The organism is Shewanella sp. SG44-2, from assembly GCF_014164215.1.
GTDB classification, from domain to species: domain Bacteria; phylum Pseudomonadota; class Gammaproteobacteria; order Enterobacterales; family Shewanellaceae; genus Shewanella; species Shewanella frigidimarina.
The window spans coordinates 1-25554 of sequence record NZ_JACJEU010000020.1 but is presented as its reverse complement, the minus strand read 5'-3'; the positions used below and the strand labels follow the sequence as shown (position 1 = coordinate 25554).

Annotated in this window: 25 protein-coding genes and 1 other RNA gene; 14 read left to right on the top strand and 12 right to left on the bottom strand. The window is 39.6% G+C overall.

Annotated features, from left to right (window positions below):
* Positions 1-74: 74 nt before the first annotated feature.
* Together H5181_RS14385 and H5181_RS14380 are read left to right on the top strand one after the other, a co-directional pair.
* Complete coding sequence (locus H5181_RS14385; RefSeq protein WP_011636584.1) at positions 75-377, top strand: hypothetical protein; 303 nt, start codon at positions 75-77, stop codon at positions 375-377.
* A gap of 57 nt (positions 378-434) precedes the next feature.
* Positions 435-938, top strand: coding sequence for a GNAT family N-acetyltransferase (locus tag H5181_RS14380; protein WP_123884569.1), 504 nt, complete (start codon positions 435-437; stop codon positions 936-938).
* Positions 939-995: 57 nt separating this feature from the next.
* Here the strand turns inward: H5181_RS14380 and H5181_RS14375 are convergent, their stop codons facing one another.
* Positions 996-1208: a DUF3820 family protein gene (locus H5181_RS14375; RefSeq protein WP_041413444.1), complete on the bottom strand. Its 213-nt coding sequence runs from the start codon at positions 1206-1208 to the stop codon at positions 996-998.
* Positions 1209-1984: 776 nt separating this feature from the next.
* Between H5181_RS14375 and H5181_RS14370 the strand changes: the two genes are divergently transcribed.
* The 4 genes from H5181_RS14370 (at position 1985) to H5181_RS14355 (ending at position 4950) form a co-directional block, all read left to right on the top strand.
* Positions 1985-2731: an AAA family ATPase gene (locus H5181_RS14370; RefSeq protein ID WP_123777106.1), complete on the top strand. Its 747-nt coding sequence runs from the start codon at positions 1985-1987 to the stop codon at positions 2729-2731.
* Positions 2691-3113, top strand: coding sequence for a hypothetical protein (locus tag H5181_RS14365; protein ID WP_102037046.1), 423 nt, complete (start codon positions 2691-2693; stop codon positions 3111-3113). The genes H5181_RS14370 and H5181_RS14365 overlap by 41 nt, the downstream gene beginning before the upstream one ends.
* 357 nt (positions 3114-3470) lie before the next feature.
* Entirely contained in the window at positions 3471-4295 is an 825-nt protein-coding gene (locus H5181_RS14360; RefSeq protein ID WP_011636579.1) for a M90 family metallopeptidase, read from the top strand.
* A 49-nt stretch (positions 4296-4344) separates the two neighbouring features.
* A complete protein-coding gene (locus tag H5181_RS14355) occupies positions 4345-4950 on the top strand; it encodes a nuclear transport factor 2 family protein (protein ID WP_011636578.1) in 606 nt (201 codons plus the stop codon).
* Positions 4951-5059: 109 nt separating this feature from the next.
* Here H5181_RS14355 and H5181_RS14350 read toward each other — a convergent pair whose 3' ends face one another.
* The 6 genes from H5181_RS14350 to H5181_RS14325 all read right to left on the bottom strand — a co-directional run bounded on the left by H5181_RS14350 (position 5060) and on the right by H5181_RS14325 (position 14555).
* Positions 5060-6514 carry an HDOD domain-containing protein gene (locus H5181_RS14350; RefSeq protein ID WP_011636577.1) on the bottom strand — a complete coding sequence of 485 codons (1455 nt, stop codon included), beginning with the start codon at positions 6512-6514 and terminating at the stop codon, positions 5060-5062.
* Positions 6515-7037: 523 nt separating this feature from the next.
* Positions 7038-8354, bottom strand: a complete 1317-nt coding sequence (gene aceA / locus H5181_RS14345; RefSeq protein WP_011636576.1) for an isocitrate lyase — start codon at positions 8352-8354, stop codon at positions 7038-7040.
* A 90-nt stretch (positions 8355-8444) separates the two neighbouring features.
* Positions 8445-10097, bottom strand: coding sequence for a malate synthase A (gene aceB, locus H5181_RS14340; RefSeq protein ID WP_182751359.1), 1653 nt, complete (start codon positions 10095-10097; stop codon positions 8445-8447).
* 1337 nt (positions 10098-11434) lie between these two features.
* Positions 11435-13180 (bottom strand): GGDEF domain-containing protein, encoded by a 1746-nt coding sequence (locus H5181_RS14335; RefSeq protein ID WP_182751358.1) that lies wholly within the window; start codon positions 13178-13180, stop codon positions 11435-11437.
* Positions 13181-13187: 7 nt separating this feature from the next.
* Positions 13188-13400 (bottom strand): hypothetical protein, encoded by a 213-nt coding sequence (locus H5181_RS14330; protein WP_011636573.1) that lies wholly within the window; start codon positions 13398-13400, stop codon positions 13188-13190.
* A gap of 315 nt (positions 13401-13715) precedes the next feature.
* Positions 13716-14555: an SAM-dependent methyltransferase gene (locus tag H5181_RS14325; protein WP_123884565.1), complete on the bottom strand. Its 840-nt coding sequence runs from the start codon at positions 14553-14555 to the stop codon at positions 13716-13718.
* Positions 14556-14870: 315 nt separating this feature from the next.
* On the opposite strand from H5181_RS14325, the gene H5181_RS14320 reads away from it, so the two are divergent.
* On the top strand, positions 14871-15374 hold the full coding sequence (locus tag H5181_RS14320) for an outer membrane protein assembly factor BamE (RefSeq protein ID WP_011636571.1): 504 nt from the start codon (positions 14871-14873) through the stop codon (positions 15372-15374).
* A gap of 186 nt (positions 15375-15560) precedes the next feature.
* Here H5181_RS14320 and H5181_RS14315 read toward each other — a convergent pair whose 3' ends face one another.
* Complete coding sequence (locus tag H5181_RS14315) at positions 15561-15896, bottom strand: RnfH family protein (protein ID WP_011636570.1); 336 nt, start codon at positions 15894-15896, stop codon at positions 15561-15563.
* On the bottom strand, positions 15889-16323 hold the full coding sequence (locus H5181_RS14310; RefSeq protein WP_011636569.1) for an SRPBCC family protein: 435 nt from the start codon (positions 16321-16323) through the stop codon (positions 15889-15891). Before H5181_RS14310 ends, H5181_RS14315 begins: the two co-directional genes overlap by 8 nt.
* A gap of 252 nt (positions 16324-16575) precedes the next feature.
* Between H5181_RS14310 and smpB the strand changes: the two genes are divergently transcribed.
* From smpB to H5181_RS14275, 7 genes are all read left to right on the top strand, one after another.
* A complete protein-coding gene (gene smpB / locus H5181_RS14305; protein WP_011636568.1) occupies positions 16576-17064 on the top strand; it encodes an SsrA-binding protein SmpB in 489 nt (162 codons plus the stop codon).
* Between the two features lie 145 nt (positions 17065-17209).
* Positions 17210-17565, top strand: a transfer-messenger RNA (tmRNA) gene (gene ssrA / locus H5181_RS14300).
* Between the two features lie 166 nt (positions 17566-17731).
* On the top strand, positions 17732-18931 hold the full coding sequence (locus H5181_RS14295) for an integrase domain-containing protein (RefSeq protein ID WP_182751357.1): 1200 nt from the start codon (positions 17732-17734) through the stop codon (positions 18929-18931).
* A gap of 193 nt (positions 18932-19124) precedes the next feature.
* A complete protein-coding gene (locus tag H5181_RS14290) occupies positions 19125-19895 on the top strand; it encodes a hypothetical protein (protein ID WP_182751356.1) in 771 nt (256 codons plus the stop codon).
* 187 nt (positions 19896-20082) lie between these two features.
* The gene (locus H5181_RS14285; RefSeq protein WP_123884274.1) at positions 20083-20262 is read left to right on the top strand and encodes an AlpA family transcriptional regulator; all 180 of its coding nucleotides are present in this window, start codon (positions 20083-20085) and stop codon (positions 20260-20262) included.
* 78 nt (positions 20263-20340) lie between these two features.
* Complete coding sequence (locus H5181_RS20995; RefSeq protein ID WP_220491732.1) at positions 20341-20595, top strand: AlpA family phage regulatory protein; 255 nt, start codon at positions 20341-20343, stop codon at positions 20593-20595.
* Between the two features lie 158 nt (positions 20596-20753).
* Positions 20754-21356 carry an inovirus-type Gp2 protein gene (locus H5181_RS14275; protein ID WP_182751355.1) on the top strand — a complete coding sequence of 201 codons (603 nt, stop codon included), beginning with the start codon at positions 20754-20756 and terminating at the stop codon, positions 21354-21356.
* A gap of 848 nt (positions 21357-22204) precedes the next feature.
* Here the strand turns inward: H5181_RS14275 and H5181_RS20925 are convergent.
* Genes H5181_RS20925 through H5181_RS14260 form a run of 3 tightly spaced genes read right to left on the bottom strand, consistent with a single transcriptional unit; the run spans position 22205 to position 25391 of the window.
* Complete coding sequence (locus H5181_RS20925; protein ID WP_182751354.1) at positions 22205-22486, bottom strand: HNH endonuclease; 282 nt, start codon at positions 22484-22486, stop codon at positions 22205-22207.
* 40 nt (positions 22487-22526) lie between these two features.
* Positions 22527-23570 (bottom strand): restriction endonuclease, encoded by a 1044-nt coding sequence (locus H5181_RS14265; protein WP_182751353.1) that lies wholly within the window; start codon positions 23568-23570, stop codon positions 22527-22529.
* Positions 23571-23588: 18 nt separating this feature from the next.
* Positions 23589-25391 (bottom strand): DEAD/DEAH box helicase, encoded by a 1803-nt coding sequence (locus H5181_RS14260; RefSeq protein WP_182751352.1) that lies wholly within the window; start codon positions 25389-25391, stop codon positions 23589-23591.
* Positions 25392-25554: the final 163 nt, after the last annotated feature.

Sequence of the window (25554 nt, the reverse complement as noted above, 5' to 3'; positions counted from 1 at the left end):
ATGGTTAAATGGTACAAACGTTGAATTAATATCCTCATTAACTATCATTTTTTGGGCAAAATAGGAATACATACATGAAAGCTAAATTAATTGCATTTGCTGCCGCTGCCACTTTGGCTATGGGTGTTTCTTCTGTATGGGCGCAAGGTGCTTTGCATCAAGGTGAAGTACTCGACACCATGAATGGCGGCGGTTATACCTATGTTCAACTTAAAGAAGCTGATAAAACATATTGGGCTGCGGGTCCGCAAACTGAAGTGACTAAAGGCGATAAAGTAGAAGTGTCTGAACAAATGTGGATGAGCGACTTTAAAAGCTCAAGCCTAAACAGAACATTTGATAAAATCATGTTTGTTGGCAATATTAATAAAAAATAGTACGTTTTATCGTAAAAAGCTTACATAATTGACCAATCTTATCGATTGGTCTTTTTTATGAAAAACTCAATAAATCAACATCATCAAATCGTTGATTTCTCTGCATCATATGCAACTCAAATAAGTGAGTTATACCATACTGCGGTACAAGGTATTATTCATCCAAGATACCCAAGCATAAAACTCAACGCATGGTCATCAGCACCGCGCTCTACTAAATTTTGGCAACTACGATACAAACGAAATAAAGCCTGGTTAGCACTTGATAACCAACAGGTCATCGGCTTCATTAGTCTAGAAACTCATTTTAAGCACCAAGGTTATATTGACTGCTTATACGTTCACCCCGACTATCAGCAGCAAGGCATCGCCAGCGCACTCTATAAACACTTACAACATTGGGCTCTTCAGCAACAATATCCTTATCTCAGTGTTGATGCATCATACTTATCTAAACCGTTGTTTGAAGCTATGGGGTTTGTTTTGCAACAGACAAGCTACCAACAAAAATGTGGCCAAACGTTTACCGGCTTTTACATGAAAAAACGGTTAATAGACTAGATACTAGGGCGGATTTCGTTATCGCTTGTTACCAGCTTCATAGCTTACTACCTAGCTTCACCGCTTTAACAGAGGTTGTAGCATTTCTTCCAATCCATTGAGCTTCACTTCATACATTAATGCTAATTGCTCACCAAGTTTGCCTTCAGGAAAACCTTTAGAGTGAAACCAAACTAAATAAGGTTCAGGTAACTGCAGTAATTTACGACCAGCATATTTACCAAATGGCATGGTTTGATTAATCGCTTCTAATAATTGCTGCTCATTCATCATTTATGGCTCCACGCCTTTGTGTCTTTATTAGGTTAATGTAATACCAATTTGATTAGCTATTTTATCAGTTCAAAGCCTTTTTCAAAACCGCTTTAGGATTCGAAAAATGAACTGATAATACGCACGTTTGACATAACAGGGCGTCAAAAAGTACAGCTAAGTGAAATGCATAATGAGTTGGTGCTGCGTTAATTGATGCGAATTTAATTAATCAGAGGTTAACTAATCAGAGGTTAACTACTGATTAATCAACCCATTCAGAGTAACTCAGGCTGAATTAATTACTGTTTATTTTTAAATCCACAAAATACCCAGTTCGAACGCGATTGCAACTGACTATTTAGGACAATAATCAGACCACTGGTTTGCGTAAAATAACCGATTGAATCAGATTTAAGCTTAAAACAACTCATTTTGCGGCATCCTTTAACTATACCAATTAGCTATATAGAAGTGGGCTTATAGCCATTTAATGCATATAAAACATGTATTCAGTTTTATCTCTATTGAAAACAATCCCTAAAACAACAATGTTCTTTGCACATAACAGCTGCAAGTCATTATTAAATGTAACCTTTCACTAACATTGACGGATGCTAACTTCTGTTGTCAATTTTCTGCCTTAATGTTCAAAACAGTCAAATAACCGCCTCGAAGACATTAATAAAAAACTGTCAAAAATCAGCTAATTGACTAAATCTATATCCATTATTACAGTGTGATATCAATTACATTTAACGGTGTAAGATAGTTATATTGAGAGGGTAACGTCCATGATCATATTAGTTGGTGGTGAAAAAGGGGGTAGTGGTAAAAGCTGCCTTGCGCAAAATATTGCAGTCTTCCTGACCAATGAAGTTCAAGCGAGCGTGATTATGGTCGACTGCGATCCGCAAAGAACCACGTCAGACTGGATCCAAGCTCGGAACAACAACCCCAAATTACCAGCCATAAACTGCGTGCAGCTGTATGGAAAAATCCGTAATGACTTGCTCAGCTTAGAGCAGCATTATGATTATGTTGTTGTCGATTGTGGTGGCCAAGATAATCTAGCGCTTAGAGCAACCATGTCAGTGGCATCCTATGTATTAATGCCATTGCGCCCAAAACGCAGAGATTTAAAAACCGTCAGCCATATGGACGATATCGTTTCCACTTGTTTAATGATAAACCCGAAAATGAAAGCATCATTTGTGATCACTCAATGCCCAAGTTTACCTAACCAGGCAAGCAGAATTACTGAAGCAAAAGATGTCTGTCGTACTTATGATATTAATGTATTAGATGCCGTTAACTACTGTCGTAATATTTACGACGACAGCGAAGAATCAGGCTTATCTGTATTTGAGTTAGAACCCCAAGGTAAAGCTGCTGATGAAATGCGCAGTATTGCCTGTGAATTACTCGATATTACTGATGCAAAGCAACTCATTGAACAGCGCAATACTGCATCGAACGTGACCACGATGAGAGGAAATTATGGGACTAGCCGATCTCAAGAAAAACGCTTCGTTATGTAAAAGCACCAATAACATTGCAGTATCAATTGATGACTTTATTGCTGCAGCCGATTTATATGCTGCTGGTCAAAACCGTCCTCAACATGAGGAAAAGCAAACGCTAATGACAAGCGATGCAGATAAGCAAAACAATATAATCGATTTTTTACAGCGTAAATATCCACAGCATGTAGAGCCAATAAAATCGGTCAATAAAAGTAAACAGCAACCTTATAGACGTTGTACCTATACCTTAAGTGAAACGGCAATAAGCCAGCTTACATTATTAAGTCAGCAGGGAGGAATAGCAAAATCAAAACTGATCAGGCAGTTGATTTCACAATATTTTAGTCTATCTCCACAACAACAAAAACGGTTAGATGTTAGCTTTACAGACCAATAGTTAACTTTGCAGACAGATAGTGAATTGAACATAATTTTTACCAAACACAACGACAACCACTTTATCCCCGCCCTTTCACTGGCAGTAAATATAAGACTAATATTTGCTAGCCAGTGCTTTTATTTATCCAAAACTTCAACCTATACGCTAGGCAAACTACATTTTCACTTATCACTCTCATTGCTATTTAGTTTTTCCTAAAGCTTGAATTTACTCACAAACTGCCCCATTAAATACTCATGGAATGAAACAGCCAGCGAATGAAATAAACAAGTCATATTAAACATTGCAAGCTCAGATAATACATAAGCTTAAAATATCAATCTTGACGCCCTCTTCGACTACCAGGACACTTCTATGATCGCGATTGTAATATTGCTCGTTATATCAATAACAGCTGTGGCATGGATTGTCAGTAGCCAATGGCGTCTCAACCGTCAACGTAACATTATCACCAGCAAACCATTCCCCACTCAATGGCGTCATATATTAAAAAAGCGTTTTCCTTATTTCAAAGCCATGCCGACGGATTTGCAACTTCAACTCAAAAAGCATATTCAGATATTCATTAATGAGAAACAATTTGTCGGTTGTGACGGGTTCGAAATCAACGACGAAGTAAAAGTAACAATTGCAGCCCAAGCTTGTTTGTTATTACTCAATCGTAAAACTAACTATTACCCAAAACTGAAACAAATTTTAGTCTATCCAAGCGCGTTTATCGTTGAGAAAAACCGCACGGATCTCGCGGGAGTACAATCAAGCCAACGTAATGTGTTGCTGGGAGAATCTTGGGAATATGGTAAAGTCGTATTGTCATGGAACAGCACTATAGAAGGCGCGGCCGACCCGTTTGATGGTAGCAATGTTGTGATACACGAATTCGCTCACCAGCTTGATCAAGAAGATGGAACGGCTAATGGTGCACCACCACTGCGCGATATTACTTCGTATCGCTCATGGTCTAGCACATTGGGTCAAGAATTTAAGCAACTTCAGTATTGCGCTCAACAACATATCCCGTCATTATTTAACTATTACGGCGCGACCAATCCGGCGGAGTTTTTTGCTGTGATAAGTGAAACGTTTTTTGAACGACCCGTGGAGTTTTACCAACAGCATCAACAATTGTATAAAGAATTAAGCCAGTTTTATCAGCTAGACCCAATAAATTGGCATTAGAAAAGTATTAAAACGCATAATAATAATTTACTAAATAAACAGGAATACTATGCAATCAATCATTCACCGACTCGGTTTTATCGCCGTGTTAATGACGACAGTGGCCGCCTTCGATTTACATGCAACTGAAGCCGAAGAATCAACACTTGAACAGAGCCAAACTGAGCAAAAAAACAAACAAATTAGTCAGCAAGTGAGCTCCGAAAGCGAAGCGATTATAAAAGACATTAGCCAAAAAAATGAGTTAATTGATAGCCAAGGCTTATCAGAAAAAGACAGCCAAGAAGTCAGCGCTTTGTTAAATCTATTACATGAAAGTGCAGCTGCTGCTGACTGGACCACTTATTTTAGCCTTTATCATCCACAAGCGGTGTTTATTGGTACCGATGATTCAGAGCGTTGGAATATGGTTGAGTTTGAACATTATGCCAAACCCACTAAAGGCTGGCGTTACGATTTAAAGTCGCGTCACTTATTACAAATTGACGATACGATTGTATTTGACGAGCAGCTCTATAGCCCAGCATATGGCGTAAGCCGGGGTACAGGTGCGTTGGTACAAACCTCTGAAGGATGGAAAATAGCGCAATACCATTTGAGTTTTCCAATTCCAAACGATAAAGCCAAACGAATTACCAGCTTGATCATGCAATAGCAGTTAAACAATATGGTGGCCATCGTCGAGTATGATGACCACCATAATAGTGAATAGTTAGCTATTCTCTAGACCGATTGTATTGAATGGGAAATATTCAATACCCATCCTATGTCATCGACACTCCAAAACACACATTAGCGAGCTCACTAAAGTGAGTGAAACTGTCGAAGTCCTCTTGCTCAAAACGACGTCCAGTACCCTGCCTATCGGCATAAAATAATCCCAACACTTTCTGTCCAACAAAGAGCGGCGCTAATAAAAAGCCATTTTGAGAAAAGCGTTCAACGAGTACATCATCAATTTGAACTTTGCATTCTTTACTGGTGGGTGAATTTACCCACACACTCTTTTTTTGCCCAATACATTGAGTAAAAACGGATCGAGGATCGTCTAGTTCTATCACAAAGGCTTGTTTTAATAATTCAGCGCCATCCCCCATCATCACCCTTGGTTGTAATAATTTACGACTTGGAGAGAGTAACAATACACCACACCTATCTAAACCAACGCCGGTTAACATTCCTTCCAATGTGGTGTGCATTATTTGATTAAAATCAGTTTTAACCACGGCATAATGGGTTAATTGTCTCAATTTACTTAACTGATAACCTTGATTGGTTTGCCTTATCTCAGTGAGCTCAATAGGAGCGTCGACATGCTCTAATACGTCTGCGGTATTAGGTAAGTAAGACACTATGGCTTTGGCACCATATTCAATGGCTAATTTATGGGTTATTTCGCTGCAATCAATAAACTTTTCAGTAAATTCATCCACACTGATGTCTAACATTTCTGCGGCTTGAGATAGGCGTTTGTGCAGCTCTTCAGCGTTAACTTTAGGCTGTGACACGATTTCTGATAACTTATCGGCTAAAAAAATACAACGGATCTCAGGCATGCGCTCGTCTGGCTGTGCTAAAGACTTAATCAGTACTTCACCTAAGCCCCAGCTTCTGGCAATGCTTTGGGTCAGCTGGGTAAAAGAGGTACCTAGTTCAGTTCGAATTAATGAGCTTTGTTCAATTTTATCGTCAGTCGCTAACAACTTTTTATCAAGCTGTTCGGTTAATTCACCGCCCATGCTCCAAAAAGCACTTTCACCTATCCGATACAATAACGAGGCAATAAATACCTCTTCACGTAGCGATTCTCCACGGTCGCTCATCATCATTCTAGCGAGCATCGCCGCCTGAAAAGATTGCGCCATCAGTTTTAATAAACGTTGATAGACACTTTCGCTCAGGTGCTTATTTTCAAGTAAACTGGTGAGTAGTTTTGCGGTAATGCATATGTTGCGAATTGTATCAAAACCTAATACAACCGCTGCACGGCTTACGGTCGAAACAGGATTAATACCTTTATTGTAAGTGGCGCTGTTTGCCACTCGCAAAATACGCGAGGTGAGTGCATTGTCGTGCATGACACTTCGACCTAACAAAGATAACGAAGACACATCGTCTTTTGCCAACTTTTCTAAATCACGCACTGTTGAACATAATGCAGGCATTTCTTGATCACTAATCCGCTTGGTCCAGTAATCAGCCCCTTTTTGTTGAGTCATCGCCTTCAAAAATTAACCTAAATATAACAAACATTGTTTTTAGTATACTCAATTTCATCACGGTGTCTTGTAGATATTGCTATTCGCTTAAGCTAGCTCACGTATCAAAGTAAAACAATAATACTCATATCCCTGCGCCCACTGATTAGTGAATTAATCACACTGATGCTAGCACAACGAATAAATGACATGTTATATCGCTATTACATCACTTTATTCAGGAATTGCAATTTTTGAGCTAGTGTCGTTCGAGATAAGCGGGGTTCATTTGGGTGCAAAAGTGACATCTACATAAACGATAAATATTGGGCAAAAAAAAACGGCTCACAAGAGCCGCAATCACAATAATGTGGTTGGAAAAAACTTACGGGTAGGAAGTATCCAAACAATCAGGTTCAACAACTAAGCATTGACTTATAAACCATTCTATTTGGATAAAAATCCCGTACGACCTGTAGGTGAGCCGCACGGGGTTACAACAGTCACAAAGTGACCAAACTTGTAAAACGGTTGGGACTAACGATTAAAACTGTTCTTCTTCAGTCGAGCCCGTTAGCGCTGTTACTGACGATTTACCGCCTTGAATACACGTAGTCACTTGGTCAAAGTAACCTGTGCCCACTTCTTGCTGGTGCGATACGAAGGTATAACCTTTCTTAGCCGCAGCAAATTCAAGCTCTTGTACTTTTTCAACATAATGCTTCATGCCTTCACCACGTGCGTAGTCATAGGCTAAATCGAACATGTTGTACCACATGTTATGAATGCCCGCTAACGTGATGAACTGGTACTTGTAGCCCATGTTAGACAACTCTTGCTGGAACTTAGCAATCGTAACGTCATCCAAGTTCTTCTTCCAGTTGAACGAAGGTGAACAGTTATAAGCAAGTAGTTGATCTGGATACTGTGCATGAATGGCATCAGCAAATTTCTTCGCTTCTTCAAGACAAGGTTTAGCTGTTTCACACCAAATTAAATCAGCATAAGGAGCATAAGCAAGACCACGTGAAATAGCTTGGTCTAAACCAGCTCTAACGCGGTAGAAACCTTCGTTAGTACGTTCACCAGTAACAAACTCACGGTCATATTCATCACAATCTGAAGTCATCAAATCAGCAGCATTAGCATCTGTACGTGCAATAACCAAGGTATCAACACCACTGACATCTGCCGCTAAACGTGCAGCAACTAACTTTTGCACCGCTTCTTGAGTTGGTACGAGGACTTTACCGCCCATGTGACCACACTTCTTAACAGACGCTAATTGGTCTTCAAAGTGAACACCTGCAGCACCAGCATCAATCATCGACTTCATTAGTTCAAATGCATTCAATACACCACCAAAACCGGCTTCTGCATCAGCAACGATAGGTAGGAAATAGTCAGTGTAATTGTCATCACCAGGATTTACTTCTTTGCCCCATTGAATCTGGTCAGCACGGCGAAATGAGTTATTAATACGGCTCACAACTGCAGGTACTGAGTTTGCTGGGTAAAGTGATTGGTCTGGATACATTGTGCCCGCTAAGTTAGCGTCAGCAGCTACCTGCCAGCCTGATAAGTAAATCGCTTCTATTCCCGCTTTTGCTTGCTGTACAGCTTGACCACCAGTAAGTGCGCCCAGTGAGTTTACGTAGCCTTTTTTAGCGCCGCCGTTAACCAGTTCCCACAATTTTGCAGCACCCATTTTAGCAATGGTATTTTCTGGCACAACAGAGCCACGTAATGCGACAACTTCTTCAGCAGTAAAAGGACGCTTAACCGATTTCCAACGTGGATTTTCAGCCCAATCTTTCTTAATTGCATCAACCTGTTGCTGACGAGTTAGTTGTGTAGTCATAGTGTCGCCCCTTCCTGTATGAGGGTGGCAAAGTGAATCATTCAACTTTGCCTAATTCAGTAGTGTTGTAATTAATATCGTTATCCGACATTACGCCGTTAACAGTTCATATCCTGGTAATGTTAAGAAATCGACTAGCTCATCAGAGGTAGTAATTTGTTCAAATAATTCTGCCGCTTTGGCGAACTCACCGGCATTAAAACGCTCCGCGCCAAGTTCCTTTTTCACGTTGGCCGTTTCCTCTTTCAACATGTCTTTAAACAATGCTTTAGTGACCAGTTTGCCATTGGATAAACTTTTACCATGCTGGATCCATTGCCAAATAGAAGTACGCGATATTTCTGCTGTGGCAGCATCTTCCATCAAACCGTAAATCGGTACGCAACCATTGCCCTGGATCCACGCTTCGATGTACTGCAAAGCAATTCGAATATTCAACCGCATGCCCGCTTCAGTTCGCTCGCCTTGACAAGGCTCAAGTAATTCACTGGCTAAAATGGGTGCATCGACATCACGAGTAATGTGTAATTGATTGGTTCTATCGCCACCGATGTAATCATTGAAAATTTTCATCGCTGTGTCGGCTAAACCCGGATGAGCAACCCAAGTACCATCATGACCATTGCGAGCTTCTAACTCCTTATCGCCACGTACTTTTTGTAATACCAGTTCGTTAGTTGCTTCATCTTTGGCAGGAATAAATGCTGCCATTCCGCCCATGGCTAATGCGCCACGTTTATGGCAAGTTTTAATTAATAAGCGTGAATAGGCACTTAAAAATTTAGTATCCATAGTTACCGCTTGACGGTCGGGTAGCACACGATCAGGATAGTTCTTTAAGGTTTTGATGTAGCTGAAGATATAATCCCAACGGCCACAATTCAGCGCGACAATGTTTGAACGAAGTTCATAAAGAATCTCCTCCATTTCAAATACCGCAGGTAATGTTTCAATTAAACAAGTACATTTAATGGTGCCAGGCTGTAAGCAAAAACGTTCTTCTACAAAGGCAAACATTTTCGCCCACCAACGCGCTTCTATATGGCTTTCTAACTTAGGAATATAAAAGTAAGGTCCAGATTTTTTAGCTAAAAGTTGACGATAATTATGGTAAAAGTACATAGCAAAATCGACTAAACCGCCAGGAATGGGTTTGCCTTTGTATTCAATGTGCTTTTCAATAAGATGCAAACCACGTACACGAGTAATTAACACTGCAGGATCCGGATTTAACGAATAATGCTTACCTGTTTCAGGGACAGTTAGTTCAATATCACCGCGCACGGCATCACGAAGGTTAATTTGTCCTTCGACAATTTTTTGCCAACTCGGTGCTAATGAATCCTCAAAGTCGGCCATAAACACTTTTACATTAGCGTTTAAAGCATTGATTATCATCTTACGATCAACAGGGCCGGTAATTTCAACACGTCTATCAGTGAGATCGTCAGGCATTCCACGGATAGTCCAATCACCATCACGAATTGCACGAGTTTCAGGTAAAAAATCAGGTAACTCACCATTATCAATACGGGCTTGTTTTTGCTTACGCTTAGCTAATAGCTCGGGTACTTCATCAACAAATTTTGCACATAACGAATCAAGGAAAGCCACGGCGCCAAGGTTAAAAACTTCTTCTTGGCCATTAACAGTAGGCCCAATAAACGTGAGATCAGTTTTAACCGAATCATCAGCATTTGCTGTGGACTTACTGTATTGAGCAACTAACTGTTCTGCCGTCATAATAATGGCTCCCTAAATGCTGTCTGTTTTGATATTGATTGTCATGCTTCACTGTGTAGTGATGTTATCTACTGTCTATTTATCCCGCCTGTCTGTACCAAATCATCGCTGTACTTATTAGCGTTCAAATAAACCATTTCTAATAACATTTAACTGAAGCTGACTGTTTACCAAAAACTTTCAAATGTCTATTTCGTACTAAAAACTAACCAAAAACGTTTGTAATTGCAACAGTCTGCTCCTTACCAAAACGACTCGAAAAACAGTGCCTCCGATCACATAAAATGGTCTTACCAACACAAGTTAAGCACTTCAAGCCTCTGTTACTTATACTTTTTACATAATAGAGCTTATACTTTAAAGCAGCTATGTAAAATTCATCTTACCAATTGACCAGCAAATGATAATGGTAAAAAAGGTTGTAATATAAAAACCAACTGTAAATATTTATTTACCAAACTTTAGTCTATATTATTGAATTAAACAATTTTGCAACGTTTCTAGCTTACCTATACGTAACAACATTTTATTACTTAAAAACAAAGACTTACCCAAAGCCAATTACAAATCAAATTTAAACAACTGTTTTAAACTTACCTTTACGTAAACGTAATCAAAAAAGCCATTTTAATAGCTTAAAATGTGAGTTACGTCACCCGATCAACAAGCTCAAGCAGATTGGTTTGTTTTAAATAAAATGCATTTTTTTTAAAAATAATTGAAAAAACTTCATAAATGGGGCAATTAAGAACCACAATGGTGCAGCGAAGAGTAATAAACAGTGCTCAGATCTGGCGGAATATGTCGGTAATAACGAGGCTTAGTTCACTGTATGTTAATTGGCATCTGTCGATAAATCGCTAATGATTCAGCTCTAGCTCAGATAGAGTGGCAACAAGGTATCGCAAACGCTACGTAATGAATTGAATAAACTAATGTTGCAACTAATGAATAAATGGAAATGCCGTTAGCATTTGTGGCGTAGGATTTTCCTTGGAGCAATTTAGTGCAGACACTGTAAATGCATAACCTTAGCTCAGACTATTAAAAATGACATCACACGATAAAACGAGATTAATTTCAAACCTGCACGATTCAATTTACCCGCTGTTCGACTTACAAGGCACACTTATACCGAGCCTATGACTAATCAATACACTAAAGATTACGGTAAATAAGTAGTTTGATTAACATTCATAAACCAGAGCACAGTAACGTTAAACAACGAGTATAGTGCCAACGTTTAGACGCTATCACAAGTGACAAGCTGGTTTAACATATGTTGATTTACTCAAGGTAGACACTTCCGGGAGAGATATAAAGCTAAATAACTATCGTTATTTGATGGTGTCGTTATAACAGATGACACAATTTCGACCATTATGCTTGGCCTTATACAGCGCTAAATCCGCACGGCGAATTAACGGGTCGAGGCTTAGGTCATCCTTATCGACACTACTCACACCACAACTCACCGTGACAGTAAAATCGTGTCCTGAGAAACGAGTGTTAATATTGGCTATTGCATTGCGGATCTGCTCGGCAAATTCAACCGCGATATCTTCAGTTTGCTTTGGCATAAAGATAGCAAACTCTTCACCGCCCATTCGGGTAAATATATGAGTCGGCTTCAACATATCACCAATCACATGTGTGACCTTTTTTAACACCCAATCACCCGTAGCATGGCCATATTGATCATTAATATTTTTAAATAAATCTAAATCCATCAACAACACAGAGAATGACTCACCAAGCATTTGAGCTTGAATAAATTCATTTTCTGCCATTTCTTGCCCGGTGCGGCGATTAAAGATACCTGTCAATCCATCTCGCTGCGCTTGCTTCATAAATTGATTACGTTGCATCCAAGCAGAGATTAATAACAACAATAAACCTACAGAAAGCCCTACTAATAATGTTGAAAACATAATTGATGAGCTTTTCTCTTTCATGAATAAATCTTTTTGTTTCATCAGTAATTCATGGTCTTGGATCAAGCTAGTATTCTCACGATTTTTTTCCACACTATCAAAGCGAGCCATTTGATAGGCATTTTCTTTTATTTTCTGTTCATCAATTAATTGCTGACCAAGTGCAGATGCCACAACTTGATACTGATATGCTTTATCAAACTGACCACGTTTACCCGCAATTAAAGACAATATTTCACTAACTCGTTTTTTTACCTGCATGTTGCTAGGCTTATTAGGTAAAGCATTAACTAACTGCGCAAACATATCAGCTTGTTGATAATCACCCAGATGAAAATATATCGAGCTCAAATAAGACTGTATTTCGTTAATTTCAATTTGAAATTGAAACTTCTGATAACGCTCTAAAGCCTCAAGGTAAAAAGGTTCTGCTTCAGCATACAACCCCTTATCAAACAACACATTAGCTTTACCTTTGATAGACATAATCTCTATCAATGTAAAACCATGGCTTTTGCAATAAAGTTGGGTGTCTGTAAATAATGCCTCTGCCTGGTCAAAGTGGGTTAATTTCAAATGAGCCACTGAGTGATATAGCATCGAAAAACATTCGCTTTTTGGGTCTTTACCTTGATTTAGACTTAGTGCTAATTGCGCTATACGTAGCATTTCCTCATAAGCATCAAGCTGTAAATACACATTCATCAAACGAATATAAGACATTATTTTTATACTTTGATCTTGATAACTGTCGATACGAGAAAGGTTGTCCTCTAAAAGAGCAAAAGCTTTTTTATAGTTACTCAATCCTATATTTGCGGTGGTTTTCAATAAATAAATATTTGTGAGTTCTTCACCGAGTGGATCGTAAGTCAGTGCTTTATCTAAAGCTTTATCTGCTTCGAGAAAATGACCTAAATAAAGATTTTTTGTACCTAGCAACATATACAGACGACTATGCTGTGGTGAGGTAAGTAATGATTCAGAGGATAACGCGATATCAATCTTTTCAATGGCATAACCAATGTCAGTCTTCAAAGATTGTTCTATAGTATCGAGTTCTTTATCATAATCGACGTTGCCAGCTATCGCCGCGCGGCTAAAAAGCAACACGATGATAATAAAAAAATACATCAATATTTGAGGCAAAAAATAATTACTCTGTCGGATTACTTATAATCATATACATGGCCATTTCTTTATCACCAGACAACTGGCTAACACGTGCTTTATCTCCTGACATCACAGCATCAATCTCTTCTTGTGTTAATCCATTTGATTTCATTACACCACGAGGATCAAGCTTATATGCTTCCAATAAAGCGGCGTCAGTTCCAAGCTTAGTAAAAAATGTATTCATGTTAGACATATCGTAACCTTATATTCTAGATTATATTTGTAATTAACGACTTAAATTTACATCTGTGTGATTATCATTTGTAACAACTTTAACTTTACTGGGTCTGCCCGTCGACAAAAAACGTCATAACCAATTGTTTTATGACAAATCTCTACAATAAATAGACCATTAAAATGTTATTATCAATAAAAACTGCATCACTTTCGATAAGTATTGATTCACTAATCCTCTATAGCACCCATCCATAAGTTGTTGATAAAAATATGGTCGTTTTAAACATACGATTTCCTAATTAACTCATTTGTCAGCAACCATTCAAAATACTTAGCCAATATCTGATTCCACTATGCCTAATTTGACTAACATCTCATGGTTAAGCGTCATCGGACGCGCTGGAGGAATTAACAACGTGCTAATCGTCGTTAGCGTAGCCTCTGGCAATAAAGATAACGGCATACGCTCTATAACAGGTGATTGAAATGGCAAATTTGCGGCTTCATATATAATCACTTCATGAGTCAGCGGATACCACTGATTTAAGTGTTCAACCAAAATCTGCAATTTATCTTTAGTGCTACTAAATTGAGTTAAGGTATGTTCACCAGCAAGAGCAATCTGCCAAAGTAACAGATGCGTTGTAGGATCCGGAATATGGTGATAAAGCATGAACTGCGTTGCTTCAAAACTTTGGTGGCCACTATTACCAGGGTCAATGCCTAAATCAGCCCACAAACAAGCTTCAGCTGAAATACCCGGCAACATGCTAGCGTCAAAACCTTCACTGCGGGCTTGTTTAATGGACCAATGCGCCACGCAGGCAAATACCCCAGGATGACCATATAAGGCACATACAACTAATTTGCCTAGGCGAACTTCGTCTAAGATAGCATCAACCATTTCTGCATAAGTATCACGACGATTTTTTACCTCATCGTGTTGAGCATAATAAGGTTGAAGTGAGCGAACATCACAATTAAGCGACATTAACCAACGTTCCGAAAATCCATCGGGCACTAACGAAAAGACCACATCAGCATGCTCTATATAACTCAAACTTAAGGCGCCTATTTGCCCTGCTAGTTGTAATCCCGTTCCAACACAAACAAGGTTGCCTTTTTGCGCTCTGGTTAATGTTGCTATTGGTGATTGTTGTCTCGTCATCATAGTTTCTTATTTTGAAATAATTATAATGCAAAATAAAAGCATAAAATAAAATTATCAGTGACTTATGTATTAATAGCGATTGACATTATTAAACGTTATCTAGGGCATCTAAATCATAAATTGAGCAACATCCTACCAACATTTTTTGTACAACGTTAAATAAAAATGAAAATTTACTCTAAATTTATTTATCGAAGAAAATGGAACTTCAACCGCTAAATTGACTCAAAACCACAACATCTTCTAATAGACCCTTGTCAGCATAGGGACTGCTTGGGTATGATGACCGACAGAATTTAGGAAGTAGCGCAGACAATGATAAACAAAAAACAAAGTCTTACCCTTGTAAGCGCAGTAGCGCTTTCATTATCACTTAGCGGATGCAGTGTGTTTGATTGGTTGATTTATAAGCCAGACGTGCCACAAGGCAACTACATGGAAACACAGCAAGTCGAAAAACTTCGTGTCGACATGACTAAAGAGCAAGCAGAATATATTTTAGGTCGTCCAGTATTGCGCGACAGCTTCTCCGATGACACTTGGTATTATGTGTATCATTTTAAAAGTGGTCGAGATGCCAGCATTACCCATAAAGAATTAATCATTCATTTTAATGGCGACAAGATCTCCAGTGTTGCTGGTGATTATGACTTAAGTGCTGAATTTAATACCCCGCTTGATCAAAGCTCATTGCCGTCGGTTAACGAACCGGATCTTAAGCCTTTATTACCAGAAGTTCGCCCAGATGCGAAACCTTTGGTTGAAGAGCAGCGTCCTGCGTTAAAAAACCAAGCTGAAAATGATAATGCACCAACATAAACCACGATAACATGTGATTTATGCCAATAAAAAGCAGGACCTCTCACGAGAGTCCTGCTTTTTTTATGACATTTTTCTAATATTACAATTTGATCAATCTAGTTAACTCAACTCGAATTAACTGATGGAATAAAATCAATCTAGATTCAACATGGTAGGATTAGCAAAAAATTTAAGATTAATATATTAGCTAACTTTAGCACCAGTAATTTTATTAATACGACCTTCATCTTTAGCTTTTTCAGCGCGCTTACGACGAACATCTTTAGGGTCTGCAATTAATGGGCGATAAATTTCAACCCGCTGCCCAGGTACGAGTACTTCATCATGTTTGGCCTGACGGCTAAACACCCCAAGCTTAACCTCTTCAAGGTTAATATCCGGAAAAAATTTAATAATATCACTTTGCTTAACCGCTTCAATGAATGTGGTACCTGGCGACACCATCACCGAAATAATTTTCTGCTGTTTTGGCAATGCATAAATAACATCTACCGAGAACTTTTCTGTTTCATTAATCACGATAAATCACCTTTGCCCTATCGGTAAATGCCATTACCATCGACGACATCAAATCCTTAAACACTTTACCAAACGCCATATCAACCAGCATGTTTGAAAATTCAAAGTCCAAATCAAATTCAACTTTACAGGCATCTTCAGTCAGCTCAGTAAATTTCCACAAGCCATGCATGTGCTTAAACGGGCCATTTTCCAATTCAAGTGAAATCGATTTAGCTTGGATCACTTGGTTGCGGGTGGTAAATGTTTTACTGATCCCCGCCTTACTGACATCAACCGATGCCACCATGGTTTGACCATCAAACTCAAGCACCTTACCACCGACACAGCCCGGTAGAAAAGCATGATACGATTCAACATCATTGACTAAATCATACATCTGTAAGGCACTAAATCTAACCAGCATACTTTTGGAAATCTTGGGCATCTGACATCACTATCGTTAATACAATAGTGCGATTTTATCACGTTAAATAAAAAAGGCATCTCCGAGAGCGTTAAATCACGTTGGAAATAACACAATCACCAAGAAACTGGGTATAATCGTTGAAATATCAAAAATCTCCCCCATATCTATTAGTTAATAGTATTAGCATAATAGAGTTTATCAAATGGGCTCACTGCGGGTTGTCCAGCACCATCCTTCAGGTCAATAACGGCAATCAGAACGGTAATAATAATGGTAAAAAAGAAATCAGCAAACGCCTCAGCGAGCATCGCACGCAATAAACGCGCGACCTTTGAATACCGCATAGAAGACAAAATCGAAGCGGGATTACAACTTATGGGCTGGGAAGTTAAGTCCATTCGCATGGGTAAAGTAAATTTATCTGATTGTTATGTCTATATTAAAGAGGGTGAAGCCTTTATGCATGGTTGTACTATTCAACCACTTAATACAGCTTCAACCCATGTAATATGTGATCCAATCAGAACCAAAAAACTGCTATTAAAGCGCAGTGAAATTGACAAACTTGCCGGCCTAATTGAACGTCAAGGCTACACCTTGGTACCATTATCAATGTACTGGCGCAAAGGTGCCTGGGTAAAAGTCGAAATTGGCTTAGGTAAAGGTAAAAAAGATCACGATAAACGTGAAGATACCAAAGAACGCGAGTGGAAAATTGAAAAAGCTCGTGTGATGAAAAAAGACAAAGAAAACGCTTAATCTCGTTGATAGGCCACTGAAACAATTAAAATTGATAAGTTGTTATTGAACACAGGCCTATAACGAACAGATAGTGAACAAACGATTATATTTTGTTAATGGACACTAGGTATTCATCTAACAAAGCGTTATAGTTAACTCAATTGGGGGCGATTCTGGATTCGACAGGATTCACGAAACCCAAGGAGCATGTCGAGGGGCGGTTGGCCTCGTAAAAAGCCGCACCGTTATAGTTGCAAACGACTCTAACTACTCTCTAGCAGCTTAGGCTAGCTAGCCATCAACCACACGTTTCGCACGTGGACAGTGGATTCTGATGGTCATATTACAGTGTGCTAGCGAGGGAACTCCGTCCGGGGGTGAACCGCGAAACAGTACCGGACTCACCAAGTAGCATCCTGTCTTTCGGAGACTGCTTGGTTAAATAAAAGAGAGACTAAACATGTAGTGCCGAGGATGTAGGCTTTCTGGACGCGGGTTCAAGTCCCGCCGCCTCCACCAATTTAAGTAAAGAAGACGTCCTAGGGCGTCTTTTTTCTTGCCTGTAAAATACTAAAATCAATAACTTAGGCTCCATTAGCGTTTGAGGGGATCTCATAGCAGCTTGGGTTTTATGTAACACCTAATGTAACATCAGACCTATATCTTCAATTTGGGTGTTACAATCATGGCCAATACCACCAAGCTCCTCACTGCTACAGCTGTCGCCAACGCAAAACCTAGATCTAAAGAGTACAATCTTTCTGATGGCAGAGGATTATCACTTAGAGTCAAAACAACTGGCTCAAAATTTTGGTTACTAAATTACTCACGCCCAGTAACAACGAAACGAACCAACCTTGGTCTTGGTACTTACCCTGATGTTCCTCTAGCAGAAGCGAGAAAAAGAAGAGAAGCAGCCCGAGAGCTTCTTGCCCAAGGTATTGATCCACAGCACCACCAGCAACAACATAAAGCAGCAATTAAAACCGATGCTGAAAACACACTAAGATCGGTAACCGACACTTGGTTTGTAATTAAAAAGCAAAAGGTCTCAAAAAATCACGGTCAAAAGCTGTATCGTCGTCTTGAACTTTATCTCTTTCCTGCTTTAGGTGAAACACCCATCAGCGCCTTAACAGCGCCGCAAGTCATTCAAGTACTCAAGCCTGCTGAAGCTAAAGGCTATATCGAAACCTGCAAGCGCGTGATCAGCTGGCTAAACGAAGTGATGACCTTTGCGGTCAATACTGGCCTGATACACTCAAACCCACTGATTGGCATAGCAGCTGCCTTTGGCGTACCAGAGAAGCGCCAAATGCCTACCCTCAAGCCAGCAGAACTACCAGAGTTTATTGAGGTATTAACCTATTCTAATATAAAGATAACTACCCGCTGTTTAATTGAATTTCAACTACACACCATGACTCGCCCAGCAGAAGCGGCAATGGCAAAATGGACTGAAATTGATTTAGATAAGCAACTGTGGACGATTCCAGCTGAGCGGATGAAGATGAAGCGCGAGCATATCATCCCGCTCACACCACACGTTCTCGCTTTGTTAAAACGCCTGCAGCTTATCAGTAGCCACTTGGAATACATATTCCCTTCCGATAGAAATCCAAACACGCATACCAATACACAAACAGCCAATATGGCGATTAGGCGTATGGGGTACAAAGGACGCTTAGTTGCCCACGGCCTTAGAGCATTGGCTAGTACCACCCTTAACGAGCAAGGCTTTGATGCAGAGCTTATCGAAGTATCGTTAGCTCATGTAGATAAAAACACCGTTAGGGCAGCATATAACCGAGCAGACTATATCGAACGACGCAGAGAGCTTATGTGCTGGTGGAGCAATCATATCCAGCCAGGACAAGCACGATAGAAAGAAAGTCTACCCTAATCAATATTTAAAACTCATAATTAACGGGTTCAACATGCCACTAAACCAGCTATCGCCACACTTCCCATTTATTGTTCCTTACGCCTCAGTCAAGAGAACTGCTAAAGCATTTAAATGCGAAATAGAGGACATTCTAGCGTTCGCCAGTAATCAATCAATTACATTATGTATAAACATGAATTCACAACCAGAAACGATCATATCTGAGGATGATTTAGAGCTGATGGAATACGCTTTAGAGTTTCAGGAAGGAGAGGAAGGTTTTGAAAGCTTTTCAACCGTTAAGCAGGCCTATGAACCGCAAAATTATGTACGACGTAAAGCTGCTTCAGACTTTTGGGCTATCCCCTCACAGGATGTGTTCAAATTTTCAGGGGATACTGAGTCCTGGCAAATAGATGCAATAGCTCCTGACTTCGAAAACAGCATAATAATCGGGCTAGTTAAGCCAATTTCAGTTAATACCAACTCCATATTCATACTATTATCAGACCTTGAGCACATCGCTAACTTCATCAATAAACAACATGAGAGTAACCAACAAGTAGAAATAAAAAAGTTCATTACTCCATTAAATGGCGAAAGCCATACCATCATTGAAACAAGCAGCCATATTGCGGCAGAAGGTGTGAGCATTCCAGCAGAAAAGAGCGCAGATAAAATTTCTGCAAGTCTAGGTGTGGATGAGCGTATTAATAATCCGATCGCTGCTAACACCGTTGATGAAAAATTCACCAAAACCAAAACATCGGGGAGTAAAAGGTTTTCTCATAAATCAACCCAAGTAGTCTGGAGCCTCATTAAGCTTCACCCAGATCTTAAAGACATAAAGGAAGCAACTACAGTCCATAATGTTATATCAACACTACTGGCTAATAATGCGCTCCCACAATTAAACATTACAGCAAAGACTATGAGGGAATGGTTTCCAAGAGGAACTTTATAAAAGAACTATTTATAAATTACCCTATATTATCAGTAATATAGGGTAATTAAGCCAGTAAGCATTACCCTAAACCGCCACACTCACGTCCTTAATCTCCACACTCACTTCCTTAATCTCCACATTAGAAGAGCTGAACATCTTATTCTTCAATTGTTCTATATAAGCTGTCAACAAACTAGGAGATCCGATGAAGATCATCAGATTAAAAGCACTAATTATTAAAACAGACCTTTCCCGCTCAACTATCTATGAACTGATTGCAAACAACCAGTTCCCCAAGCAGCTGTCGCTAGGTCCCCGCTGCGTCGGCTGGATAGAGCAGGAGATCGATGACTGGCTTTCAGAGAAAGCAGCAGCGCGTGACTAACTCTAATTAGTACTTCTCAATTTGCCCCTGATTACAGGGGCTACACATAAAATAATCAATATTAAGATTGGAGTTATCATGATCAGTAATAACGCTAGCTACTTTAAACATTTAGAGCAAGAAAATATCAAATGTGTTGATACAGGGGAGTTTATGAGCTGTGAGAAAACTTATGCCTGTGTACATGTAAGCCGCTCTACAATTTACCGCCTAGTAAAGGATGGATTATTCCCTGAACCCATACGTGAAAATGGCCGTACAATTGGGTGGAGATCAATGGATGTTTTCGGTTGGTTAAACCAAGAGTGGAAAAGGAGAAACGGTATAATTTGAACATATACGACTTTGTCCTTACGCCCTAATGGCTTTAGACGCTTTCGGAGTTCTAAAGCCCTTATAGGCCTTTATGCATTCACAAGTGCTCTTTTTACCATAGAAATATTGAATAAATCTCAGCATAGCCCTTTGGTGTAGCACCACTGGGCAATGTGTTGGGTCTAAATACTACGGGTTTTATTATTATGCCCCTACCAATACCTGACAACAATCAACCTTATGTATACCAAGATCAAATTCTGCCGATCCAAAAGTTAAAAGGGGGTGTTAATAAAAAAATCATGAATAAAATCATTTCCCAGATAAATGGCATGTTAACAATTTACTCTAGATTATTACTCGTGCGTGTAGATATTCGGCTTTATCAAACTAATGGTAAAAATACGCTTATTGGTAAACTAATGAAGCAACTTGTCAGGGCCCTTGAGTCTCACTACAAATCTAAGGTAGGTTTTTTTTGGGTACGAGAACAATCCACACCTAAAAATAATATTCACTATCACTGCTTTATGATGCTTGATGGCAGAAAGGCGAAAAACTCATTCGGATTAAAACCTCATTTTGAACGAGCCTGCTATCTATTAGCTGACATAAACTACTACTTTCCTGATAACTGTAATTATGTCATCAACCGCAATGATATAAATAGCCTGTTACTAGCCATTTACCGAACCAGCTATCTTGCTAAAAATCATACTAAAGAGTTCACTCCAGTTGGTATCAGGCGCTTTGGTTGCAGAAGTACACAAGAAAAATAGATCACAATAAAATTTTAAGTCTCTTAAAACGAAACGGAAAACATATTTTCTAAAAAATAGAACAAATACACCCAAACCTCTGATAAATAAAATATAAAATATTGAGGAAATTATATTTAGATCATTAAAAAGGATCACATTTTTGGTGATATTCAGCACATTTGTTATAGCTAGTTTAATCAAAGAACCAAACAGCGTTAATTTAGCAATCATATATGATTTATCTTGTCGAAGGCCCAATACTTATAAAGCTAGGGTAGTCAGGAGTTACGTCTTTGATTAGTTCATTAAACATCCTCCACGCCTTCGATATTAGCCTTAATCTGCCCTTTTCAGTATGAATAAAGCGATAAAATTTACCGGTTTCATCATCGCTATATTTAGTTATTTGATCTGTATACTTAAAGCTAGCTGTTTCAATAGTAATGAACATATTCTTTCTCGTTTCGCTACGTTGCAAACTTATATTCAATCTACTACTTAAATGCAGTTCGAGACTTTAAACCTGCATATTTTGCTAGATTCATGATTCAACCTTCTTGTTTTCAAATCTTAAAAATCATTACATTAATGATCATTGTTACTAAAGCCTGAACTAATAAAACCTTGCTGGTGGTATACAAGCTAAAACGCGTCAAGCAACAAAATACTGACCTTTTGTACTGTTCAATATAATGCTACTGGGCGTGTGTTAGACGTCAATGTTATGGAATCAGTACTGCCCATATACAGCAGACCAAACCAACTCCCCCTTTATCTCTTCTTCTGATTTATTTAATAGCATTGAAAACTTCAATTAAGAAGTTTTATGGATGAATAACAGACGGTTGAAAATAAAATTAAAACTGCTATCTCATACAGATGATCTTTCTTAATTTGTCGATATTCATAGCAGGCTTTTCAGTGTGTAAAATTGCATGACAGTTAGGGCAAACGGGAATAAGGTCGTTAATAGGGTCTACTTGGTCGCTTTCACCAATCATAGCTAGATCAACCTTATGATGCACATGAATAAAGCCTTTGCTTATGTGGCCATAGATCTTTTCAAAATCAAAGTCACAAACTTGGCAGGTTACGCCGAACTTGGCGATACAAGCCGCTCTAGCTTTAGAGTCTCGCTCATAGGGCATCTCCAACTGTCTTTAGCTTTATCTAGATAGAGCAAACGTTTCATTCAACATTTGCTACCGTCCAAATCCGTTTTAATGGAAGCTCTGCTTTAAGCTCTTCATCCAGTTTGTCGTAGTGCAAGAAAAGCTGCTCTAACAAATCATGTTGTGTCCACAGACGCACCCGGAAGAAGCTTGAGGCCAGTTCTTTTTGAACACTAGACTTATATCCGCCCCAAGCTACGAATAGGCCTTGGGTGGCGTTAAACTTGGTCATTGCTCCCATAAGCTTATCAACCGTAGGACGGTCCACCAGCCCATCGCCAGATTTCACCTCTATACAGATCCGTTGTTGTCCAAAACCCATCGGCCCGTCGCCTGCGAGAATATCCACTCCACCGTCAGCACCTTCTGGGCTTTGCCAGCAGGTGTAACCTTGGGCCTCCAAAATAGCTTTTACCAATCGAGTTAAATTATGCCCCTTGAACTTGGCCTCTATTAACTTGACGATTTGCGAGTGACCAAGTTCTTCCAGATCGGAATCCACGGTCTCATCAACCGCTTCGCCATCCTGCATCTCGATAATACCCGCACTGACGATCTGTTTTTTGCTCTCGACTTGCCATCCAGAGTTTTCCATTTGATTGAGGCGGAACTCTGCATTATTACGGGTAATACGGCAAATGGTCATAAAGGCGCCAAAGCTGTAGATCAAATCCTGAGAAAAATGAGAACGCGGCACCGCATCGGGTAACCATTCAACACTACGCCAATGGAAAAATGGATCTATCCCATCTGCTTGATAGTGATAACCAGAGATGATTTTGCCAATGTAGATAACAGGCTGAGTTTTGGAAGGCAGAATCACTCTGTCGCCCAACTGCATTGAGTGGCCAAACGGCCAGATCTGGCTGGCATGATTTATCATCTTTTTCGGTTTAGCATCACTATCAAGTGATGCCAGCTTAGTGATCAAAAAGTCCCTGTTTTCAAGTTTATCTAAGGGAATATTCAACCCATCCCAAGTCAAATAGATGCGATTTTCCTGAATAAATTTTTGCTCATACTGGCCTTGAGAACCGGCCCTGACTAACCAAACTGCCATTATTTCACTCCCAAAATATTATCCAAAGTCAAATTTAACATCAGCAACTACAGTCCGACGAAGCTTATTTTCAAAACTCTGTTCTTGGAATAAAGTTGATTTCTGACACTTTAAGTGGTCAATACTGTCGTAACAGAGCATGCCGCCCTGTTGCAGCTCAGATGACAAAGTACCAGATAACCAGTCCTCCATATTACCTATAACAAAGAGATGATGCTTTGCCCTTGTCACTGCAACATTTAGCAAATTTGGCTTACTATTTACCCAGCTTATTCCTCCTTCTTTAATTCTAACTTTTGATGCGGCAGTGCACACGATAACCGTAGAAGCCTCTTTTCCCTGAAATGTATGTACGGTGCCAATGTTGTCTTCAGCGTACTGTTCAATATCTTGCTCTTGCTTTGCTATGCCAAAAGCCTCACGCATCCATTCGTGATTTTCTGGGGATTCAGCCCTTTGCTTCCACAGTTTTTTGAGCTCCCGTCTCATCACTGAGAAAGGTGTGATTATATAAATACCACCTTCAACCATGTCTGGTTGCTCTTCTACCAAAAATTTAACCAGTTCAAGCGCTGTATTTGCTTCCATTTCGTTTGCATACCCTTGCTTTCGAATATCTGATGGAAGCTCAGCAACATGTATCCAGCCACTTTGTATGGCCCGCCACTCAAAGGGTTGACTCGCCAGTACCATACGATTGTCATAGGCAATCTTATTGGCCACTGAAAACATCGGTTCAGTACAGCGCCTGTGCACGAGCAAAGGTATACCAACCTTACGCTCACCAATCTTAGCCATGTAATGGCTAGCATTGTCAGCTACTGATTGCGCAGAGCTAGCACTTACCTGATAGTCATCTCCCCAATGGTGCTCCCCATCTTTTCTCGAAATAGGAAGGAAATCTGCTGCTATAGCTAAATCTATTGAATGTGGCATTGTCACAACGGGTTCGAGTTGAATTGGATCGCCGACAAAAATTGCCTGTCGGCTACGCTGGAGCAAGCCAGCGACATGATAGTTAACAGCCTGACCAGCCTCATCAATCATCGCAAGGCCGAAACCTCCCGGCTTTAGCATCAGCTTAAATTGGCTCTCAACGGATGAAAGCGAAGTACTCACAACTGGGAAGAATAAAAACAATAACGACCATAGCTGTTGATGTTCAGGATTAGTTTCCTTCGTTTCCAAACGCCCATCAATCAGTAGTTCTAATTGCTCCCAGTGTTTAGAAAACTGACTTGCAGCATTCTCCAAAATAGCTTCATTTAAGGATAATGCCTTAACGAACAGCTCACTGCGACACTGGTTTAAAGCTTTGCTCCCTAGAGGCGAGCTTAACTGCAGGCGCTTCTCAGCTTCATCTATCGACTCATGGCTTCCCTTCAAATACGCTTCAGGACCAATTAGATGCTTATGAGAGTCAAGCTGCCATTCAGAGTCAATACCGTCGCTTAACTTACTGATTTTTGCATAGGCAAGATCAAAGTTTTTTTCAGCCTCTTTCAGCTTAACTTGTAAATGACCTTGGTATAGCTTTTTGGCAAACCATTGTTTCTTGAATGTCTCAATAGCCTCTAACGCTAACGACCACTGCACCTCGCTTATATCACTCCAACTTGAAGAAAACTGTTCAACCGTTAATTCTCCTTGCTCAACTTTAGCTAATGCTGATGTGAATGGGTTGAAAAACATACTGTATTTGCGGTTGGCAGGGCATTGCTTAATGTCATTTGCCAACAAATTTAACCTTCCATTGTCGCGCCAAATATTTACGAAACGTAAAAAAATGTCACTAGCCTCCTCCTTGCCTTGCTTCTTCATCGAGTTGACCAAGCCGTTAAGTTGAAAGTAGTCGCTGACTATTGTGGCTTAATGAATCTGTACACCGATTGAGGTAAACTTCCCTTAAGATAAAACGGTGTAAAAAAGTAATGAAAACTCAACCAACTTACTCAACAGAATTTAAAATAGATGCTGCAAACCT

Bases quoted from the DNA above. Each gene is read 5' to 3' on its own strand.
- H5181_RS14290 (WP_182751356.1), top strand. From the start codon at position 19,125: ATGAATTCACAACCAGAAACGATCATATCTGAGGATGATTTAGAGCTG.
- H5181_RS14295 (WP_182751357.1), top strand. From the start codon at position 17,732: ATGGCCAATACCACCAAGCTCCTCACTGCTACAGCTGTCGCCAACGCA.
- H5181_RS14350 (WP_011636577.1), bottom strand. From the start codon at position 6,514: ATGACTCAACAAAAAGGGGCTGATTACTGGACCAAGCGGATTAGTGAT.
- H5181_RS14260 (WP_182751352.1), bottom strand. From the start codon at position 25,391: ATGAAGAAGCAAGGCAAGGAGGAGGCTAGTGACATTTTTTTACGTTTC.
- H5181_RS14370 (WP_123777106.1), top strand. From the start codon at position 1,985: ATGATCATATTAGTTGGTGGTGAAAAAGGGGGTAGTGGTAAAAGCTGC.
- H5181_RS14285 (WP_123884274.1), top strand. From the start codon at position 20,083: ATGAAGATCATCAGATTAAAAGCACTAATTATTAAAACAGACCTTTCC.
- smpB (WP_011636568.1), top strand. From the start codon at position 16,576: ATGGTAAAAAAGAAATCAGCAAACGCCTCAGCGAGCATCGCACGCAAT.
- H5181_RS14355 (WP_011636578.1), top strand. From the start codon at position 4,345: ATGCAATCAATCATTCACCGACTCGGTTTTATCGCCGTGTTAATGACG.
- H5181_RS14380 (WP_123884569.1), top strand. From the start codon at position 435: ATGAAAAACTCAATAAATCAACATCATCAAATCGTTGATTTCTCTGCA.
- aceA (WP_011636576.1), bottom strand. From the start codon at position 8,354: ATGACTACACAACTAACTCGTCAGCAACAGGTTGATGCAATTAAGAAA.
- H5181_RS14330 (WP_011636573.1), bottom strand. From the start codon at position 13,400: ATGTCTAACATGAATACATTTTTTACTAAGCTTGGAACTGACGCCGCT.
- H5181_RS14360 (WP_011636579.1), top strand. From the start codon at position 3,471: ATGATCGCGATTGTAATATTGCTCGTTATATCAATAACAGCTGTGGCA.
- H5181_RS14375 (WP_041413444.1), bottom strand. From the start codon at position 1,208: ATGAATGAGCAGCAATTATTAGAAGCGATTAATCAAACCATGCCATTT.
- H5181_RS14310 (WP_011636569.1), bottom strand. From the start codon at position 16,323: ATGCCCAAGATTTCCAAAAGTATGCTGGTTAGATTTAGTGCCTTACAG.
- aceB (WP_182751359.1), bottom strand. From the start codon at position 10,097: ATGACGGCAGAACAGTTAGTTGCTCAATACAGTAAGTCCACAGCAAAT.
- H5181_RS20925 (WP_182751354.1), bottom strand. From the start codon at position 22,486: ATGCCCTATGAGCGAGACTCTAAAGCTAGAGCGGCTTGTATCGCCAAG.
- H5181_RS14265 (WP_182751353.1), bottom strand. From the start codon at position 23,570: ATGGCAGTTTGGTTAGTCAGGGCCGGTTCTCAAGGCCAGTATGAGCAA.
- H5181_RS14325 (WP_123884565.1), bottom strand. From the start codon at position 14,555: ATGATGACGAGACAACAATCACCAATAGCAACATTAACCAGAGCGCAA.
- H5181_RS20995 (WP_220491732.1), top strand. From the start codon at position 20,341: ATGATCAGTAATAACGCTAGCTACTTTAAACATTTAGAGCAAGAAAAT.
- H5181_RS14365 (WP_102037046.1), top strand. From the start codon at position 2,691: ATGGGACTAGCCGATCTCAAGAAAAACGCTTCGTTATGTAAAAGCACC.
- H5181_RS14320 (WP_011636571.1), top strand. From the start codon at position 14,871: ATGATAAACAAAAAACAAAGTCTTACCCTTGTAAGCGCAGTAGCGCTT.
- H5181_RS14385 (WP_011636584.1), top strand. From the start codon at position 75: ATGAAAGCTAAATTAATTGCATTTGCTGCCGCTGCCACTTTGGCTATG.